Source organism: Streptomyces sp. PT12 (genome assembly GCF_003311645.1).
Classification (GTDB): Bacteria; Actinomycetota; Actinomycetes; order Streptomycetales; family Streptomycetaceae; genus Streptomyces.
The window spans coordinates 1-18282 of the sequence record NZ_QEST01000188.1; the positions used below are offsets into that span (position 1 = coordinate 1).

Genomic DNA, 18282 nt, shown 5'->3' on the forward strand with positions numbered 1-18282 from the left:
CACCCGGGCCGACCTGCCCACCTACCCCTTCCAACACCAGCGCTACTGGCTGGAGTCGCAACGCCTCACCACGACCCCCACCGACACGATCGCGGAGCTGATTCCGCGGGAGGAGACCGAAGTGTCGCTCAGTCAACGCCTGGACGGGCTGTCCGAGGCCGAACAGGTCAAGGAGCTGCTGACGCTGGTCCGCGCCGAAGCCACGGCGACGCTCGGCAGGCCCGCATCCGAGCTGATCGACGAGGGGGCCGCGTTCTTCGAGGAAGGATTCAACTCCCTCACCGCGGTCGAGCTGCGCAACCGCCTCATCGAGGCCACCGGCACCGAGCTGTCGGTGATGCTCCTCTTCGACCACCCCACCCCCGCGATCCTCGCCGAGCACCTTCAGCAGCAGCTCGCGGCCGCCGCCGCGGCCACGCCCACGGCCACGCCCGCCCCCGCGGCCACGCCCGCCAGCCCGACGAAGACGACGAAGGAGTAGTGGTTCCGCATGTTCTCCGTGGACGCATACCTGTCGAGTCTGGGCTGGACCGGCCCGGCCGAGCCCACCGCGCAGACGCTGCGCGAGCTGCACAAACGCCACATGATCAGGGTGGCGTTCGACAACTCGGCGCACGCCAAGCTCGGCACCTCGATCCTCAACGACATCGACATCGATCTCGACGCCACCTTCGACGAGATCGTCATCGGCGGTCGCGGCGGCGTGTGCTTCGAGCTGAGCGGCCTGTTCCGCCGACTGCTCACGGAGCTCGGCTACGACGTGATCATCCTGTCGGCCGGGGCCCGCGGGGCGAGCGGCGAGTTCGGCCCCGATCTCGAGCACTTCTTCCTCGGCGTCCACCTGGACGGCGACCTGTGGCTGGTCGACGTCGGCTTCGCGGGCCCGTCGTTCATCGAGCCGCTGCGGCTGACCGACGAGGAGCAGGAGCAGTACGGCGTCACCTACCGGCTCATCAGGCAGGACGGCTACCACGTGCTCCAGCGCAAGGGGAGCGTCGGCGACTGGCAGGCGGTGTACCGGCTGAAGCCGGAGGCCCGGACGCTCGCGGACTGGAACGGCTTGGCCACCGCCACGCCGGGCGACGACGACCCCGGGTGGAACTGGGCCGGTCAACTCGTCGCCTCGGGAACGGTCATCCATGGCCGCTCCTTCGACACAGGGCAGCTCATCCTGGTCGGCCGCCGCTTCGTGCGCGTCGACAACGGGCACGAGGAGGTCCGCGTGCTGGTCGACACCGACGAGTACCGGAAGACCGCCGACCACATCCTGGGGCGGGACCGTTGACCGCGCGGCGACCTGAAGGCGCCGCGGAGGGCCCCGGCGCCGCGGACGCGGACGCGTGGGAGGGGGCGCACGAACCCGACGTCGCGATCGTGGGCTACGGCCCGGTCGGGCAGCTCCTCGCCATCCTGCTGGCCCAGCGCGGCTGGCGCGTCACGGTCGTCGAACGCTGGCCGCACCCCTACCCGATGCCTCGGGCGGTGGCGTTCGACGGCGAGGCCGCACGCGTCCTGGCGGCGGCCGGGATCGGTGACCACCTGGCCGAGGTCGGCGAGCCATCGGGCGACTACGCCTGGCGGAACGCGGCGGGCGATGAACTGCTGCGGATCGAGGCGGCCGACGCGATCGGCCACTCGGGCTGGCCCGACTCCACGTCGATGTACCAGCCGGGACTCGAGGCGGCGCTCATCGCGCGCGGCGCGGCGCTGCCGGGCTTGCGGGTGTTGCGCGGGCGCGAGGCGGTAGGGCTGGCCGAGGCGGAAGGCCGGGTGCGGCTGACGGTGCGGGACGCGGACGGCGGGGAGCGGGTGATCGCGGCCCGCAGGCTGGTGGGCTGCGACGGCGCGAACAGCTTCGTGCGCGCCCACATCGGCTCATCCGTCACCGACCTCGGGTTCTTCCACGACTGGCTGGTCTGCGATGTGGTGCCGCGCGAGCCGCGCGAGTTCAAGCCGAACAACCTCCAGATCTGCGACCCGGCCCGGCCGCGCACCGAGGTGTCGGCCGGGCCTGGGCACCGGCGCTGGGAGTTCATGCGGGTGCCGGGCGAGACGGCGGCGGAGCTGAACGACGAGGAGACCGCGTGGCGGCTGCTGGCGTCCTTCGGCGTGACGCCCGAGAACGCCACGCTGGAGCGGCACTCCGTCTACACCTTCCAGGCCCGCACCGTGGATCGGTGGCGGGCGGGCCGGATACTGCTCGCGGGCGACGCCGCGCACCTGATGCCGCCGTTCGCCGGGCAGGGCATGAGCTCGGGTTTCAGGGACGCGGCCAATCTGGCGTGGAAGCTCGACCTGGTACTGCGCGGCCTCGCGGGCGAAGGGCTCATCGACACCTATCCGCTGGAGCGGCGGGCGCACGTGCGGCACGCCATCGACATGTCGGTGAACCTGGGCCGGGTGATCTGCCAGACCGACCCGGCCGCCGCCAGGGACCGGGACACGGTGATGCTCGCCGCGCGGACCCGCGCGCCCGCCGCGTCCCAGGGCCGCACGGCGGTAAGGCCGCTGGCCGACGGCCTGCTGGCAGGGGCCGCCAGGGACGGGGAAGGCGGCCGCGTGGTGGCGCCAGCCGGGCAGCTGACGCCGCAGGGACGGGTGGCGCGCGGCGCGCGCACCGGGCTGTTCGACGACATCGTGGGGCCCGGCTTCGCGCTGCTCACGGCCGAGGACCCGCGGCCCGAACTGAACGCCGAGCGGCTGGCGTTCCTCGCGCGCATCGACGCGCGCGTGGTGTGGATCAGACCGCCCGACGCCGCCGAGCCCTCGGCCCCCGACACCCACGGCGGTGACGAAGGGAACGGTGACCCGGTCGTGGTGACCGACGTGGACGGCACCTATCTGCGGTATCTGGCCGCGTCCCGGGCGGCGGCGCTGCTGGTGCGCCCGGACTTCTACGTCTTCGGCGCGGCGGGCGACCCGGCGGGCGTCGGCCCGCTGGTGGACGAGCTGCGCGCCCGCCTGTAGCGGGGGGCACACACGGGGAAGAGGTACGCCACGAGGGCCGGACGGGGGACCTGGCCCTCGTGGCGTACGTGTGGGGGAGCCGCGCGGCGGCTCAGACCTTCGCGGTGAAGGTCAGCGGCAGGTTCCGCAGGCCGTGGACATAGGGGTCCTGACGCCAGATCAGCTCCTCGTCGGCGGCGGAGAGCTTCAGGTCGGGGCAGCGTTCGAGCAGCGCGGTCAGCGCGATGCGGCCCTCGAGGCGGGCCAGCGGGGCGCCGAGGCAGTAGTGCACGCCATGGCCGAACGCCATGTGGCGGCGGTCGGCGCGGCGCAGGTCGAGCCGGTCGGGGTCGTCGAAGCGGTCGGGGTCGCGGCTCGCGGCGCCGATCGCGAGCAGCACGGCGTCACCGGCCTCGATGACCACGTCGCCGAACGCGATGTCCTCGGTGGCGTAGCGGGCGGGCGTGATGTCGAGCGGGCCGTCGTAGCGCAGGAACTCCTCGACGGCGTTCTCCATCAGGGAGAGGTCGCCGCGCAGCAGGTCGAGCTGGTCGGGGTGGCGCAGCAGGGCGAGCACGCCGTTGCCGATGAGGCTGGTGGTGGTCTCCGTGCCCGCGATGAGCAGCAGTCTGAGCATGGCGACCAGCTCCTGGTCGTCGAGCCTGCCGTCGTCCTCGTCACGCACGGCGATGAGCGCGTCGAGGAGGTCGCGGTGCTCGGCCTCCGACGTGGCGGTGGAGCCGGAGCGGGCCGCGGCGGCCTTGCGGGAGTCGACGAGCTCCGTGAGATACCGGTGGATGCTGACAAAGGCGTCGATGGCGTCCTGCGGGTCCTCGGGCCCCGACATCACCGTGGTGGTCCAGGAGCGGAAGGCGTGCTGGTCGTCCAGCGGGATGCCGAGCATGCCCATGATGACGACAATGGGCAACGGGGTGGCGAACTCCTCGATCAGCTCGACCCTCCCCCGAGCCACGAACGAGGCGATCAGCTCGTCGGTGATCTGCTCGATGCGGGGGGCGAGGGCCTTGATGCGCCGGGCGGTGAAGACCGCGCTGACGACCCGCCGCAGCCGGGTGTGCTCCGGCGGGTCGAGCTGGAGCATGTGCCGGGACAGGCCCATGCTCTCGTCGGCGAACTCCCAGGGCGCGGCCTTTCTGATGGCCGGGTCGGTGTGGACGCGGTCCTTGCTGAGCCGGGGATCGGTGAAAAGCCGTTCCACATCCTCGTAGCGGGTGACCAGCCAACCCGGCAGGCCGCGCAGGGTGACGCGCCGGATGGGCGCCGTGCCGCGGGATTCGGCGTAGACCGGGTAGGGGTCGGTGCTGTAGGCAGGTTCCAACGCGGACAGGTCCAGGACGTCCCGTGTCATGTCAGCTCCACGTGAGGTGAGATGGGCAGGGGCTCCGGGGCAGGCGTTGCCGATCCCCGGGGGCTCAGGTGGTGCGGGCCGCCTCGTCCTTCGCGACCGGCGCGGCCCCGTCGGCCTGTGCGGCCCCGTCGGCCTGTGCGGCCTGGGCTGCGACGGGCGCGGTCGGCTTCTTGATGACAAACGCGAAGAACGCGCCCGCGGCGGCGGCGACGGCGCCGGTCCAACCGGCCGCCTGGAGGCCGTCCACCACGTCGTGCGCGGGGGCCGACTCGGAGTCGCCGCCGATGCTGGCGTTGGCCACCGCGACCAGCGCGGCGAGCCCGACGGCGCCGCCGATGTACTGCGACGTGGAGGCGAGGGCCGAGGCGACGCCGTGCTCGGCGGGGGGCGTCTCGGAGCTGGCGGCCATGTAGATCGGCGGGAAGGCGATACCCGCGGACAGGGCCCACAGGCAGACGCCGGGGAACACGGCCCAGTAGGAGCCGTCGGGCGACATCCCGATGGAGACGAGGGCCATCGCGACACCGAAGCCGAACATCCCGACGAAGAGCGTGACGCGCATCCCCCAGCGCTGAAGCATCACGGGGACGAGCTTGCCCGAGCCGAGCATGCTGAGGATGGAGAGCGGCAGGAACGCCAGGCCGGTGCGGAGGGCGCTGTAGTCGAGGACGTTCTGGAGGTAGTCGGTGAACAGGTAGTACTGGGTGCTGATCGTGCTCATGAAGATGAACACCAGGATCATCGCGGTCGGCAGGCTGCGGTTGTGGAACATCCGCAGCGGCACCAGGGCGTCGCGCGAGCGGCTCTCGATGAGGAGGAAGACCCCAAGCAGGGCCAGGCCGACGACCAGCGCGCCGCCGCCACGGAGCGAGCCCCAGCCCTCGTCGGGGCCGCTGACCAGGCCGAAGACCACCAGGGTCGAGCCGAGGGTGGCGACCACCGCACCGGGCAGGTCGAAGCCGCCGACCCCGGTGGTGGGGCGCTCGTCGGCGCGGAGCAGCCGGGGCACGGCGACAAGGCCGATCGCGGCGACCGGGACGTTGACCCACAACACCCATTCCCAGCCGAGGTAGTTGGTCAGCACACCGCCCCCGAGGGCGCCGACCGCGGCGCCCGAGCTGCCCGCGATGCCCCACACGGCCATGGCGCGGATGCGCTCAGGCCCCTCCGCGAAGTTGAGGCCGATGAGCTTGAGGGTGGCCGGGGTCAGCATGGCGCCGCCAAGCCCCTGGGCGGCGCGGGAGCTGACCAGGACCCCGGGGTCGGACGCCAGGCCGCCGCAGAGCGAGGCCACGCCGAAGAGCGCCAGGCCGACGACGAACGTACGCCGTGCCCCGAGGCGGTCCGCCGCCCGGCCGCCGAGCAGCAGGAAACCACCGAGGGCGACGGTGTAGGCGCTGATGACCCACTGGAGCGACTGGTCCGAGAAACCGAGGTCCCGCTGGATCTCGGGCAACGCGACGAAGACGATGTCGAAGTCGACGGCGATGATGAACTGAGCCAGCGCCAGCAGCGCGAGCGTGAGTCCTGGCCGCGTCTGTGGCGCGGTCGTCGGAGCGTTCACGGGAGGATCTTTCCTTCGGATTCAGTCAGAGACCGTTCAACGGCATGCACCCCCATGGGGCATGTCTTGTTACAGCACACATGATCTGTGACCATGGAAGTCGACGGAAGGAGGCACTTTTATGTCTCAGAGTCACATCGGTGTATCACCGCAGGTCAACGGCCATGGGGAGGCATGTTCGGTCCGGGAAGTGCTGGACCGGGTCGCCAGCAAGTGGAGCGTGCAGATCATCGTCTCCACCGCCAAGGGGCCCGTCAGGTTCACGGAGTTGGAGCGCTCCATCGAGGGCATCAGCCGACGGATGCTCACCCTGACCCTGCGGAACCTGGAGCGGGACGGGCTGATCACCCGCACCGTCTACCCCACCGTCCCCCCGCGCGTGGAGTACACGGCCACGGACATGGCGCGCGAGCTGTACGAGTCGCTGGTCGCGCTGACGTCGTGGGCCGAGCGGCACCGGGCGACGATCGCCGCCGCCCGTGAGGCGTACGACGCGCAGCATGCACCGGACGGCGAGGCGTGCGCCAGTAGGCCGTTCGATCCCGCGCACGGCACCGCGGGCGCGATGAGCTGACGCGCCGTTCGCGGCGGGGCGGCCGACCCGAGGTCAACGCCGAGGCCGACGCCGAGGTCGACACCAGGGCCGCCATCATGCCCCGCCCAGCAACTCGGCGGTCAGCGTGGCTAGTTCGAGCGACTGACGGGCGTTTAGCCGCGGGTCGCACGCCGTCTCATAACGCCCGGCCAGGTCCGCGTCGGAGATCCGCTGGAATCCACCGAGGCACTCGGTGACGTCCTCCCCCGTGAACTCGATGTGCAGCCCGCCCGGGTGGGTGCCAAGTGCCCGGTGGACCTCGAAGAAGCCACGCACCTCGTCGGCGACGTCGTCGAAGTGGCGGGTCTTGTAACCGCTCGGCGACTCATGGGTGTTGCCGTGCATCGGGTCGCACTGCCAGATCACCGGGTGGCCCGAGGCGGCGACCCGCTCCACGAGCGGCGGCAGCAGGTCGCGGACCCGGCCGCTGCCCATCCGGCTGATCAGCGTGAGCCGCCCCGGCGTGCCCCGCGGGTCGAGGCGCTCGACGTACTCGACGGCCTGCTCGGGCGTGGTGCTCGGGCCGACCTTGAGGCCGAGCGGGTTGGCCAGCAGCTGCGCCAACGCCAGGTGCGCGCCGTCCGGTTGACGTGTGCGGTCGCCGATCCACAGGAAGTGCGCCGACTGGGCGTAGAGCCGGGTCCCGCCGTCCCCGCGGTGGGCGCGCAGCAGGGCCAGCTCGTAGTCGAGGAGCAGCGCCTCATGGCTGACATGCGGCCCGGGGCCCGCGCCGGGCCGGGGGAGCGCGCGCAGCAGGTTCAAAGTGGCGGCGGCGTTGGCATAGGCGCGCACCATCCGCGCCGGGTCGGCCACCCTGGCCTCGGGCTCGGGGGCCAGGCCATTGACGATGTCGCCCCGGTAGACCGGCAGGCCGAGCGCGTCCAGGGCGTTGGACCGCGGCTTGGCGTACTGCCCCGCCATCCGGCCCACGGGCACCACGGGCAGCCCCGTGGCGCCGGTGAGGATTCCGGCCATCTCGTGCAGCAGCCCCGCGGTGGCGCGAATGTGCGCCTCCGTGTTCTCGGTGAACGTCTCGGCGCAGTCGCCGCCCTGGAGCAGGAACGCCTCGCCGCGCGCCACGCGGGCCAGGTGGCCGGTGAGCCCGTCGATCTCCGCGGGCAGCGTCAGCGGCGGCGCCGCCTCGAGCACCGCGCGGACCTCCCCGACTCGCTCGGGGCTCGGCCAGCGCGGCTGCTGGGCGGCGGGGCGCGCGACCGCGTCCGCCAGGGCGGCCCGCAGCTCGGCGGGCAGGGAACGCGCCAGTGAGCCATCGGGCACCACCGCGTCGAAGGGGCGTTCCCGCCCGGCGCCACGAGCCGTTCCCGGCGTTCCCGGCGTTCCCGGCGTTCCCGCGAGCGTGTCGGAGGGCGTTTCCCACGGCCGATTCATGCCGTTCACGGTAGGGGAACGGCGACAACTCCCCGCCAATCCACGGGTAATCCACGGGCCTTCCGCCGCCCGCCCCGAGCCCCCCTTGGGCACCCCCTGTGCCACCCCGGTCCGCGACGCGGTGCGGGCCGGGGTGGGTCAGGCGCGGAAGTTCTTTGCTACAACGCGTCCATGACCGAGTTACTGCCTCCCCGCGTTCCCGACGCCCCGGCCGCGCCGACCGGCCCGGCACCGGTCGCCATCGACGGCTCGACCCGCCTGTTCGCGGTGCTCGGCGACCCCGTCGCCCAGGTCAAAGCCCCTGCCCTGCTCAACCCCCTCTTCGCCCGGCTCGGACTGAACGCCGTGCTGTTCCCCGTGCATGTGCCCCCCGACCGGCTGGCCGACGTGGTCCACGGGCTGCGCGGCGTCGCCAACCTCGACGGGCTGCTGGTCACCGTGCCGCACAAGTTCGCCGCCGGGCGGCTCGCGGCGCGCAGGAGCCGGGCGGCCGAGCTGATCGGCGGCGTCAACGCCCTGCGGCGTGGCCCCGACGGGGCCTGGGAAGGCGACAACTTCGACGGCGCCGGTTTCGTCGGGGGCCTGCGCCGCGCCGGGTTCGACCCCAGGGGGTGGCGGGCAGCCCTGGCGGGCGCGGGCGGCGCGGGCGCCGCGATCGCGGTGGCCCTGCTGGACGCGGGGGTGGGGCACCTGTCGGTGTGGGACCAGGACCCGGACCGACTCGACGCCCTCACAGGCCGCCTGGCGCGCCACTGGCCGGGCCGCGTCACCGGCGCCGCCGAGCCGCTGCTCGCCGGTGCCGATCTCGCGGTCAACGCCACCCCGTTGGGCCTGCGCCGCGGCGACCCGCTGCCCTTCAGGCCCGCGGCGCTGCCACCGGGCGCGGTGGTGGCGGACATCGTGATGACCCCCGCCGAGACGGCGCTGCTGCGCGTCGCGGCCGGGGTCGGACTGCGCACACACCGCGGCAGCCACATGCTGGAGGCACAACTCGAGCTCTACCAGGACTTCTTCGGACTCCACCCCACACCGGGCACCCGGCGCTGACAGCCGGGCGAGCGCGCTCGGTCCGCCGCCTTTCGTCGGCGGCGGACCGTCAGGCGTGGTCAGGGCTGGCCGAGGAAGGAGCGCAGGGCCGCGTTGACCTCGTCGGCGTGCGTCCAGAGCAGCCCGTGCGGGGCACCCTCGATCTCCACGTACCGCGCCTCGGGCAGCTCCTGCCGGAAGCGGCGGGCGGTGGCATCGATGGGCAGGATCTTGTCAGCCGTGCCGTGCAGGATCAGGGTGGGCTTGCCGCTGTCGCGGACCGCTCGGACATCGGCGCGAAAGTCCTCGATCCAGGTGGGAACGACCGCGTAGGCCGCCACGGGGGCACTCGACGTCGCCACGTTCCAGCTGGCGGTGACGGCTTCCTGGCTGATCCGGCTTCCGAGGTTTTCCTCGAGGTCGTAGAAGTCCGAGAAGAACTGGGTGTACCAGGCGTAGCGATCGCTCTTCGCCGATGCCTCGATCCCGTCGAACACCTTCTGCGGCACACCCTCGGGGTTGTCGTCGCGGGCGACCAGGAAGGGCTCGAGCGAAGCCAGGAAGGCGATTTTCGCCACCCGCTCATGTTCGAATCGCGACACGTAGCGGGCGGCCTCGCCCGTGCCCATCGAGAAGCCCACGAGGACGACCTCGCGGAGGTCGAGCGTCTCGAGCACGATGTTCAGGTCCGCGGCGAACGTGTCGTAGTCGTAGCCGGAGTTCACCTTCGACGACTTGCCGAAGCCTCGGCGGTCGTAGGTGATGACGCGGTATCCCGCGTCTAGGAGGTCTCGCGTCTGCTGCTCCCAGCTGTGGCCGTTCAGCGGATACCCGTGAATGAGGACCACGGGTTGACCCGCGCCCTGATCCTCGTAGTAGAGCTCGACCCGCGTGCTGTTCTCGTGGCCGACGGTGATGTACCCCATGTGCTTTCCCCTTCTGGATCGCCGCACTGACATCCCGGTGTCCGCGACGGGCCGCGTGCGGGACAGTCAGCTGGCCGACCCGCCCCATGTAGTTGACGCATCATCTACGTTAGCGTCGCTCAGGCGCACCGCCTCGCCCTCCCGAGCGCTCACCCAGGCACGGCTGAAGGCCCCTCCCTCCCGGCTCGGGCATCCGGCGCGCCAGGGTGGGAGCCGGTCGACATGAAGGGAAAGCAGTGGTCTTCAAGCGCGATGTACCGGCCCGCTTGGTTCGCGGTGACGTGGACGAAGGCTATGGCGCGGTGGCCGACGCCTTTCGCGAGAACTTCGCCACACGCGACGAGATCGGCGCCGCCTGTGCCGTCTACCACGGCGGGCGGAAGGTCGTTGATCTCTGGGGCGGATACCGGGAAGGCCGCGAACGCCTCCCCTGGGAGGCGGACACGATGGTGCCGGTCTTCTCCACGTCCAAGGGTGTGGCGGCGGTGGCGCTCGCGGTGTTGCACGCGCGCGGCCTGCTCGACCACGACGAGCGCGTGGCGACCTACTGGCCCGAGTTCGCCGCCGCGGGCAAGGGCGATGTCACCGTCCGCCAGCTGCTCGCCCACCAGGCCGGGCTTGCGGTGATCGACCGGCCGCTCGAACTCGGCGACCTCACCGGCTCAGCCACCCTCGCCACGGCCCTCGCCGAGCAGCGTCCGGCATGGGAGCCGGGCACCAGGCACGGCTATCACGGCCAGTCGTTGGGCTGGTACGAGAGCGAGCTCATCAGCCGGATCGACCCTGAAAAGCGCCGCATAGGCCGGTTCTTCGCCGACGAGGTCGCGGCGCCGCTCGACCTCGACTTCCACCTCGGTCTGCCGCGGGACGCCGATCGCGATCGCATCGCCCGCATCCATGGATTCCGCTCCTGGGAAACGATGCTGCACCTGAGAGCGATGCCCGCGCCATTCGTCCGGGCCTACGCGAACCCACGGAGCCTGAGCGCCCGGGCGTTCGGCAATCCGCGGGTGCTGAGCACCGTGGAGAACTTCAACCGGCCGGATGCGCAGGCCGCGGAGATTCCTGCGGCCAACGGAGTCGGCCAGGTGCGGTCGATCGCCAAGCTCTACGGCGAGGTGGCGGCAGGCGGCGCCGCCCTCGGCCTCACCGGCGCCACGATGGACGCGTTGTGCGTCGCCGCCCCGCCTCCGAGGGACGGGCTGCTCGACGAAGTGCTGCGCGTCGAGACGCGGTTCTCCCTGGGGTATGTCAAGCCGTTCCCGGCGTTCAGGTTCGGCTCGGGGGCGGACCGGGCCTTTGGAACGGTGGGCCTGGGCGGGTCGTTCGCCTTCGCCGAGCCGGACACCGGCACGGGCTTCGCCTACGCGATGAACCGCACCGGATTCCGGCTCTGGGGCGATCCTCGTGAAGTGGCGCTGCGGGAGGCGCTTTTCACGCGGGTCCTCGGCGAGCGGCCGCAGCGGCCCGACCCGGCCTCCGGGCGCTCCCGCGTCTGACGCGCGGGGCACCGGATCAGTCCGGCTGCTGATCCATGTGGTCGAGGACGCGCTTGCAGATCTGGCCGAGCGTGCTGAGCTGGCTCGGGGTCAGGGCGTCGATGAACAGGCGGCGGACGTGCTCGACGTGCTGGGGCGCGGCCTCTTCGATCGCCCTGTAGCCGGCCGGGGTGGCGACGATGAATGCTCCGCGTCCGTCGTCGGGGCATTCCTCCCTGGCCACGAGCCCGCGTTTCGCCATCCGCGTGACCTGGTGGGACATTCGGCTCTTCTCCCACTCCACGCGTTTGGCCAGATCCAGGAAACGCATCCGCCCGTCGTCTTTCGCGGTGAGGCTGACGAGCACGGTGTAGTCGGCGGCGGACATTCCGGAGTCGGCCTGGACGCGGCGGGACAGCCGTCCGATGAGTGTCTCCTGCATGCGGATGAAGCTGTCCCAGGCGGCCTTCTCTTCCTGGTTGAGCCAGCGTGGTGGTGCGTCCATGGGGGCAGTCTAACGAGATCGGTGCCCCTCGGACGGGTGAAGAGCGTTCCGAAGTCGCCCGCTTCGAGGACGCTCTCGCCGTGGAATGAGGGCGGAATGCGGGAGGAGCGAAGGGGACCGACCGCGGCCGTTTCGGAACGGGACGCCGGGGGCTTCCCCGCGGGAATCGGTTGACTTGTCAACTATATCGGTGGTTGGCTTGCCGCGGAAGTCTCCTCTCGTGCGGAGGGACGACGACGCGGCGACCCTCCCGAGGAGGAGCGATGGAACCACGCGTGGCGGACAACCCCGAACGATCGCGTTTCGAGGTCTTCGACGACGACGAGCTCGCCGGTTTTGCCGAGTACCACCGGTACCGGGACCAGATCGCCTTCATTCATACGGAGATCGACCCGCGGTTCGAGGGCCGAGGACTCGGCGGCGTGCTGGCCCGCGCGGCTCTCGGCGCGGCCAGGGAGCAAGGGCTCGGAGTGCTTCCCTTCTGCCCCTTCATCCGCGGCTGGATCGGCAAGCACCCGGAGTGCGCCGACCTGGTGCCGCGGGGGCAGCGGGCGCGCTTCGGGCTGTGAGGCGGGCCCTGCCCGGGGCGGAGCGGATCGCGACGTCCGGCGCGGGCGGCCGCCTCCATCGCCGGGGGCGCGTCCCCGCCGGTCCCTCCTGGACCCCTTTATGGTGGATGTATCAACTATATTGGGGCCGTCGAGAGTCACATGAGACATGGGGCGGGCGTGCGGCCCGAGGGGAGAAGTCCGGCGATGCGGAATCTGACCGTGGCCCAGCAGATGGTGGACATCCTGCGCCAGGCGGGCGTGGAGCGGATCTACGGCGTGGTGGGTGACAGCCTGAACTCGGTGGTCGACGCGGTGCGCCGCACCGACGGCATCGAGTGGGTGCATGTGCGGAACGAGGAGGCCGCGGCCTTCGCCGCGGCCGCGGAGGCGCAGCTGACCGGCAGGCTCGCGGTGTGCGCCGGAAGCTGTGGCCCAGGGAACACGCATCTGATCCAGGGACTGTACGACGCGCACCGCTCCGGTGCGCCCGTGCTGGCACTCGCCTCGCACATCCCGTCCCACCAGATCGGCACGGGCTTCTTCCAGGAGACCCACCCGGAACGGCTGTTCACCGAGTGCAGCGACTACTGCGAGATGATCGGCACCCCCGGGCAGATGCCCCGGGTCCTGCGGGTCGCCATGCAGCGGGCCCTTGGCAACAGCGCGGTGTCGGTCCTGGTGATACCGGGCGATGTCGCGCACGACGAGGCGGCTCACCCGACGGGAGTCAGCGACCTGGTCACCGAGCGCGGCCGGGTCGTCGCGCCGGACACGCAGGTTCGGGCGCTGGCCGAGAAGGTGAACGCGGCGCGCAAGGTGATGCTGTTCTGCGGTGCGGGGGTGCGGGACGCGCACGCCGAGGTCATGGCGCTCGCCGAGAAGGCCGCCGCCCCCGTCGGGCACTCGCTGCGGGGCAAGGAGTGGATCCAGTTCGACAACCCGTACGACGTGGGCATGAGCGGTCTGCTGGGCTATGGCGCCTGCTTCGACGCGATGCACGAGGCAAACCTGGTCGTCCTGCTCGGCACCGACTTCCCGTACAACGACTTCCTGCCGCAGGCGCGTACCGTGCAGATCGACCACGACGCGGGCCGCCTCGGCCGTCGTACCGTGCTGGAGCTCGGGGTCCACGGCGACGTCAGGGAGACGCTGCGGGCCGTGCTGCCGCTGGTCGAGGCGAAGCGGAGCCGCACCTATCTGGACCGGATGCTGCGCAAGCACGCCAGGGCGCTGGAGACGGTGGTCTCCGCCTACACGCGCGACGTCGAGCGGATCACCCCGATCCACCCCGAGTACGTGGCCTCGGTTCTGGACGAGCTGGCGGCCGAGGACGCCGTGTTCACCGTGGACACCGGCATGTGCAACGTCTGGGCGGCGCGCTATCTCACCCCCAACGGGCGGCGCCGGGTGATCGGCTCGTTCCTGCACGGCACGATGGCCAACGCGCTGCCGCACGCCATCGGCGCGCAGTTCGCCTACCCGGGCCGCCAGGTGATCTCGATGTCGGGCGACGGTGGCCTTGGCATGCTGATGGGCGAGTTGCTGACGGTGAAGCTGCACGATCTGCCGGTGAAGACGATCGTCTTCAACAACTCATCCCTGGGCATGGTGAAGTTGGAGATGCTGGTCGAGGGGCTGCCCGAGCACGAGACCGACCACGAGCCGGTGGACTACGCGGCGATCGCCCGCGGCGCGGGCATCGAGGCGATCCGCGTCGAGCGCCCCGGGGATGTCGTCGACGGACTCAAGCGGGCGCTCGCCCACGAAGGACCGTTCCTGGTCGACCTGGTGACCGACCCCAACGCGCTGTCGATCCCGCCGCACATCTCGGCCGCCCAGGTCAAGGGATTCGCCTTCGCCGCGGGCCGGACCGTGCTCGACGGGGGCGTCGGCAGGATGCTCGACCTGGCCCGCGCCAACCTGCGCAACATCCCCCGCCCCTGAGAGGGCCGCCGCCCTCATCGAGGCCCGGCCGTGCACCATGTGCGGGCTCCCCGTGTGCCGACCGCCTCGGACGGGGCGATCAGGCCGCGCTGTCCGCCGACTCCGCGGCGGTGGCCCGCGCGCTCAGCACGGTCTTGCCGCGCTCCGACTCGGGAAAGCGGACAAGCATCGCACGCAGCTCTTCGGCGCCCACGTTGGCGCCGAAGGGCTCGGTGCCCGGCTCAAGCCGTATCCCCTCGGCCAGGGGACCGGCCACGACGGGGTCGAAGCCGACCGCGTCGACGACGCGGGCGACGGTGGCGAGGTCGTGCGGATCGTCACCGGCGATCGCGATGGCCTTGCGCCCGTGCGTTCCCGGCCGCTGAGCCCCGGCCTCCAGATCGTGGTAGCCCATGTGGTTGAACGCCTTGACCACCCGTGAATCGGTCAGGTACTCCCGCACGATCTCGCTCGAGGAGGTCAGCGGGTCGGTCAGATCCTCGCGGATGCCGTCGACTTCCCACCAGTAGTTCATGGCGTCGATCACGAGCTTGCCGCGCAGTGCGTCGAGGGGGAGAGCGCGGTACTTGCCCAGCGGCAGCGCCAGGATGACGACGTCCGCCGCCGAGGCGGCCCGAGCCGCGGTGACCGGGGTCGCGCCAGGGGTGAGCACCTCGACGGTGAGCGCGATCCTGGCGGGGTCGCCCGAGCCCGCGATGAGCACCTGGTAGCCGGCGGCCAGGGCCAGCCGACCCAACACGGTGCCGACCTTGCCCGCGCCCAGGACACCCACGGTGTTCACGGGCGTGGTGAGCATGTCCTCTTCTTCGTTCACGGTGTCAGCTCGCCAGGATCTCGCGGACCATCGGGAGCACCTTGGTGCCGTACAGCTCCACGGCGCGCAGGCGGGCGCTGATCGGCTGGCTGCCGTAGATGAGGTCGAAGCGGCCGACGCCGAGCGCCTTGATCGCGCGGGCCATCTTGCGCGAGACCGTCTCCGGCGACCCGACGTAGAGGGAGCCGTGCTCGATCTCCGAGTCGTACTCCTCCTTGCGCAGCGGTGGCCAGCCCCGCAGCGCGCCGATGCGGTCCCTGATCACCTTGTGGCCCGGCCAGTGCAGCTCACGGGCCTGCTCGTCCGTGTCGGCGATGAAGCCGGGCGAGTGCATGCCGACCGGGTGGGCGGTCGTGCCGAACTGTTCCGCGGCGCGCCGGTAGAGGTCGATGTGGGGCACGAAGCGTTCCGGGTTGCCGCCGATGATGGCGATCATCAGCGGGAAGCCGTAGTGCGCGGTGCGGATGATCGACTGGGGAGAGCCGCCGACGCCCACCCAGGTGCTCAGGTGGCCGGACTCGGTCTTGGGAAAGACATCGGCGCTCTCCAGCGAAGCCCGCTTCGTGCCGCTCCAGGTGACGGGCTTCTCCTCGATCAGCTGGGAGAAGAGCGCGATCTTCTCCTCGAACAGGACGTCGTAGTCGGCGAGGTCGTATCCGAAGAGGGGGAACGACTCGGTGAACGAGCCGCGTCCGAGGATGACCTCGGCCCGGCCGTTGGACAGCGCGTCCACGGTGGCGAACCGCTGAAACACGCGGACCGGGTCGTCGGAGCTGAGCACGGTCACGCCGGAGCTCAGGCGGATCCGGCTGGTGCGCGTGGCGATCCCGGCCAGCACGGTCTCCGGGCTGCTGATCGCGAACTCGGGGCGGTGGTGTTCGCCGAGCGCGATGACGTCCACGCCGGTCTCCTCCGCCAGCACGGCCTCCTGGACCACCTGGCGGATGGCTTTCGCGTAGGACACCGGGGCGCCGAGGTCGTCCTCCGGTACGTCTCCGAAGGTGTCAAGACCGAAGACCAGATCAGGCATGGTGGGCTCCTGCGCAGGCGGCTTGCTGGGATGTCGATTATCCGGGCATACGGTTGACGTGTCAACTAATGGGGACCGCTGTACTGAGCCGCCCCGCGCGGCGGAATCACGGCCTGATCCACGGCGTCCACCGCGGTGACTCGGCCACCGTCGCCGGGATCGAGATCGGGTATGACCGATTCCGGGTCGACGAGGTGGACCTCGTGACCATCCAGCGTCAGCCGACGCACGACCTCGAGCGGCATGCGCCGTGCCACGTCGTCGATCGCGTGGACCCTTGTCGGGCGACCGGCGAACGCCGAGAGGCCATCGAGCACGCGTTCCCCGCGCTCCGCGGGGCTCGGGTCCTCCGCGCCCGCCAGCGAGTGAACGGTGATCGCCCCGGCGTTGATCATCGGATTGAGGGGGCGCCCCGTGTCGCTCTCGAGCGAGATCTGGTTGAACGCCTCTCCGGACGGCTCGACACCGACCCTGGCGAGCACGGGACCGAATCCGCGATCGGAAAGGGCCAGCGCGTAGGCGAAGGGCTTGGAGATCGATTGGATCGTGAACTCGACATCGACGTCGCCCGCGCCGTAGACCTCTCCCTCGATCGTGGCAACGGCCGCGCCGAGGCGATCGAGGTCCGCTGCCGCGAGCTCGGGGATGTATCCCGCTGGCTCTCCGGACGTGTCCGCCTCCCCACTTCCCAGCGCCTCTGCCGGATAGTCGGGAATGATCGGCCGCACTCGTCCCCCTCCATGCGGAACCGGATCCATGCGGAATCGGATCCATGCGGAACCGGATCCATGCGGAACCGGATCCATGCGGAATCGGATCGTGCTCGCCCGCGCTGACCCAGCCGGGCGCATCCATCGATCTAGTTGACATGTAAACCATGACACCTCATGGTTTACATGTCAACTAAAGCGCTCACTAGCGTCAACCGGTCACCTGGAGCAGCTTGTTGGGCGTGCCGGGCGGGACGTCGGCGAGGCGGTCGAGCACGGCCGCCGCGTCGATGGCCGCCCAGACATCGGCGGGCCCCGCGCCCGGGTGGTCGGCGAGGTGGAGGGCCGCGACGCCCGCGACATGGGCGGCGGCCATGGAGGTGCCGGAGAGCGTCGCGGTCGCCGTGTCGGAGGTGTGCCACGTGGAGACGGTGTCGACGCCGGGGGAGTAGAGGTCGACCGAGGGGCCGTGGTTGCTGGTCGGCGCGGCCCGGTCGGCGCACGTCGACGCGGCGGTGGTGATGACCTCGTCCACCCGGCCCGGCGAGAAGCCGCCCGCGTCGCTGGCGGAGTTCCCCGCCGCGACGGCGTAGGTGACGCCCGCCTCGATGGACTGCCCGATGACGTCGTCCAGGACCTCGCTCGGGGCGCCGCCGATGCTGAAGCTGGCGACCGCGGGCCCTTCGGCGTCGCCGGTCAGCCAGTCGATCCCGCCGACCACGTCGGCGACGCTGCCCGCGCCGCTGTCGTCGAGCACCTTGACCGACACCAGCGTCGAACGCTTCGCCACGCCGTGGACGGCCCCGCCGATCGTGCCCGCGACATGGGTGCCATGGCCGTTGCCGTCCGAGCCGTCGCCGCCGGTCGCGTCATAGCCGAACACGGCGCGACCGCCGAAGTCCTGGTGGCCGTAGTGGATTCCGGTGCCCACGACATAGACCGTGACGCCCAGGCCCGCCGACGCGGGGTAGGTGTAGGAGCCGTCGAGCGGCAGGTCGGGCTGGTCGATCCGGTCGAGGCCGCAGGGGACCGGGGCGGGCTGCGCCAGGCCGGACGCCTCGACGGCGGTGTTCTGCTCGACCAGCGCGACGGCCGGGTCCCCGGCCAGCCGCCGCGCCTGCTCCGGGGTGGCCCGCACGTGGTAGCCGTCGAGGGCGTCCTGGTAGGTGTCGAGCACGCGCGCCCCGTAGCGCTCGGGCAGCGCCGCGGCGTCGGCGGCGCTCTCGCCGTCGGCCAGGACGACGAGATAGCTCTCGGGCACGGCGTCGGGGGCGTTCGCGTTGACGATGGCTCCCGTCGCCCGCGTGGCGGCCCGCGCCTCGCCCGTCGGCAGGGTGCCCACGGCGGCGAGGCCAAGCAGGGCGGCGAACGAGGCGACGCTTCTCACGACCTTCACGGAACTCCTCCAATAGTGGCGCGGCCATGACAATCTCCG

Annotated in this window: 17 protein-coding genes; 8 read left to right on the top strand and 9 right to left on the bottom strand. The window is 71.4% G+C overall.

What is annotated here, in order from left to right; genetic code table 11:
- The 3 genes from DEH69_RS22405 to DEH69_RS22415 all read left to right on the top strand — a co-directional run.
- A partial coding sequence (locus tag DEH69_RS22405; RefSeq protein WP_258534879.1) for an acyl carrier protein occupies positions 1–481 on the top strand: 481 nt, incomplete at its 5' end.
- Positions 482–490: 9 nt separating this feature from the next.
- Positions 491–1285, top strand: a complete 795-nt coding sequence (locus DEH69_RS22410; protein ID WP_113688807.1) for an arylamine N-acetyltransferase — start codon at positions 491–493, stop codon at positions 1283–1285.
- A complete protein-coding gene (locus DEH69_RS22415; protein WP_113688808.1) occupies positions 1282–2967 on the top strand; it encodes a bifunctional 3-(3-hydroxy-phenyl)propionate/3-hydroxycinnamic acid hydroxylase in 1686 nt (561 codons plus the stop codon). The genes DEH69_RS22410 and DEH69_RS22415 overlap by 4 nt, the downstream gene beginning before the upstream one ends.
- A 91-nt stretch (positions 2968–3058) precedes the next feature.
- Here DEH69_RS22415 and DEH69_RS22420 read toward each other — a convergent pair whose 3' ends face one another.
- Together DEH69_RS22420 and DEH69_RS22425 are read right to left on the bottom strand one after the other, a co-directional pair.
- Positions 3059–4315, bottom strand: coding sequence for a cytochrome P450 (locus DEH69_RS22420; protein ID WP_113688809.1), 1257 nt, complete (start codon positions 4313–4315; stop codon positions 3059–3061).
- A 64-nt stretch (positions 4316–4379) separates the two neighbouring features.
- Positions 4380–5879, bottom strand: coding sequence for an MFS transporter (locus DEH69_RS22425; protein ID WP_113688810.1), 1500 nt, complete (start codon positions 5877–5879; stop codon positions 4380–4382).
- A 121-nt stretch (positions 5880–6000) separates the two neighbouring features.
- On the opposite strand from DEH69_RS22425, the gene DEH69_RS22430 reads away from it, so the two are divergent.
- Positions 6001–6453 (top strand): helix-turn-helix domain-containing protein, encoded by a 453-nt coding sequence (locus tag DEH69_RS22430; RefSeq protein WP_113688811.1) that lies wholly within the window; start codon positions 6001–6003, stop codon positions 6451–6453.
- Positions 6454–6528: 75 nt separating this feature from the next.
- Here DEH69_RS22430 and DEH69_RS22435 read toward each other — a convergent pair whose 3' ends face one another.
- Complete coding sequence (locus DEH69_RS22435) at positions 6529–7863, bottom strand: 3-deoxy-7-phosphoheptulonate synthase (protein ID WP_113688835.1); 1335 nt, start codon at positions 7861–7863, stop codon at positions 6529–6531.
- A 171-nt stretch (positions 7864–8034) separates the two neighbouring features.
- On the opposite strand from DEH69_RS22435, the gene DEH69_RS22440 reads away from it, so the two are divergent.
- Positions 8035–8910 carry a shikimate dehydrogenase gene (locus tag DEH69_RS22440; RefSeq protein WP_113688812.1) on the top strand — a complete coding sequence of 292 codons (876 nt, stop codon included), beginning with the start codon at positions 8035–8037 and terminating at the stop codon, positions 8908–8910.
- A gap of 59 nt (positions 8911–8969) precedes the next feature.
- Here the strand turns inward: DEH69_RS22440 and DEH69_RS22445 are convergent, their stop codons facing one another.
- Positions 8970–9815 (bottom strand): alpha/beta fold hydrolase, encoded by an 846-nt coding sequence (locus tag DEH69_RS22445; RefSeq protein WP_113688813.1) that lies wholly within the window; start codon positions 9813–9815, stop codon positions 8970–8972.
- Positions 9816–10096: 281 nt separating this feature from the next.
- On the opposite strand from DEH69_RS22445, the gene DEH69_RS22450 reads away from it, so the two are divergent.
- A complete protein-coding gene (locus DEH69_RS22450) occupies positions 10097–11314 on the top strand; it encodes a serine hydrolase domain-containing protein (protein WP_220131324.1) in 1218 nt (405 codons plus the stop codon).
- Positions 11315–11330: 16 nt separating this feature from the next.
- Here the strand turns inward: DEH69_RS22450 and DEH69_RS22455 are convergent, their stop codons facing one another.
- Positions 11331–11798: a MarR family winged helix-turn-helix transcriptional regulator gene (locus DEH69_RS22455; protein WP_113688815.1), complete on the bottom strand. Its 468-nt coding sequence runs from the start codon at positions 11796–11798 to the stop codon at positions 11331–11333.
- A 263-nt stretch (positions 11799–12061) separates the two neighbouring features.
- Here DEH69_RS22455 and DEH69_RS22460 point away from each other — a divergent pair, with 263 nt between their 5' ends.
- Entirely contained in the window at positions 12062–12367 is a 306-nt protein-coding gene (locus tag DEH69_RS22460) for a GNAT family N-acetyltransferase (RefSeq protein ID WP_113688816.1), read from the top strand.
- A 186-nt stretch (positions 12368–12553) separates the two neighbouring features.
- Entirely contained in the window at positions 12554–14293 is a 1740-nt protein-coding gene (locus DEH69_RS22465; protein ID WP_113688817.1) for a pyruvate dehydrogenase, read from the top strand.
- Between the two features lie 79 nt (positions 14294–14372).
- On the opposite strand, the gene DEH69_RS22470 is transcribed toward DEH69_RS22465, so the two are convergent.
- The 4 genes from DEH69_RS22470 to DEH69_RS22485 all read right to left on the bottom strand — a co-directional run bounded on the left by DEH69_RS22470 (position 14373) and on the right by DEH69_RS22485 (position 18243).
- Positions 14373–15107: an NADPH-dependent F420 reductase gene (locus DEH69_RS22470; protein ID WP_258534880.1), complete on the bottom strand. Its 735-nt coding sequence runs from the start codon at positions 15105–15107 to the stop codon at positions 14373–14375.
- 4 nt (positions 15108–15111) lie between these two features.
- A complete protein-coding gene (locus tag DEH69_RS22475) occupies positions 15112–16137 on the bottom strand; it encodes an LLM class flavin-dependent oxidoreductase (RefSeq protein WP_113688819.1) in 1026 nt (341 codons plus the stop codon).
- Positions 16138–16202: 65 nt separating this feature from the next.
- Positions 16203–16865: a glutaminase gene (locus DEH69_RS22480; protein WP_113688820.1), complete on the bottom strand. Its 663-nt coding sequence runs from the start codon at positions 16863–16865 to the stop codon at positions 16203–16205.
- 193 nt (positions 16866–17058) lie between these two features.
- Complete coding sequence (locus DEH69_RS22485; RefSeq protein WP_258534881.1) at positions 17059–18243, bottom strand: S8 family peptidase; 1185 nt, start codon at positions 18241–18243, stop codon at positions 17059–17061.
- Between the last annotated feature and the right edge of the window lie 39 nt (positions 18244–18282).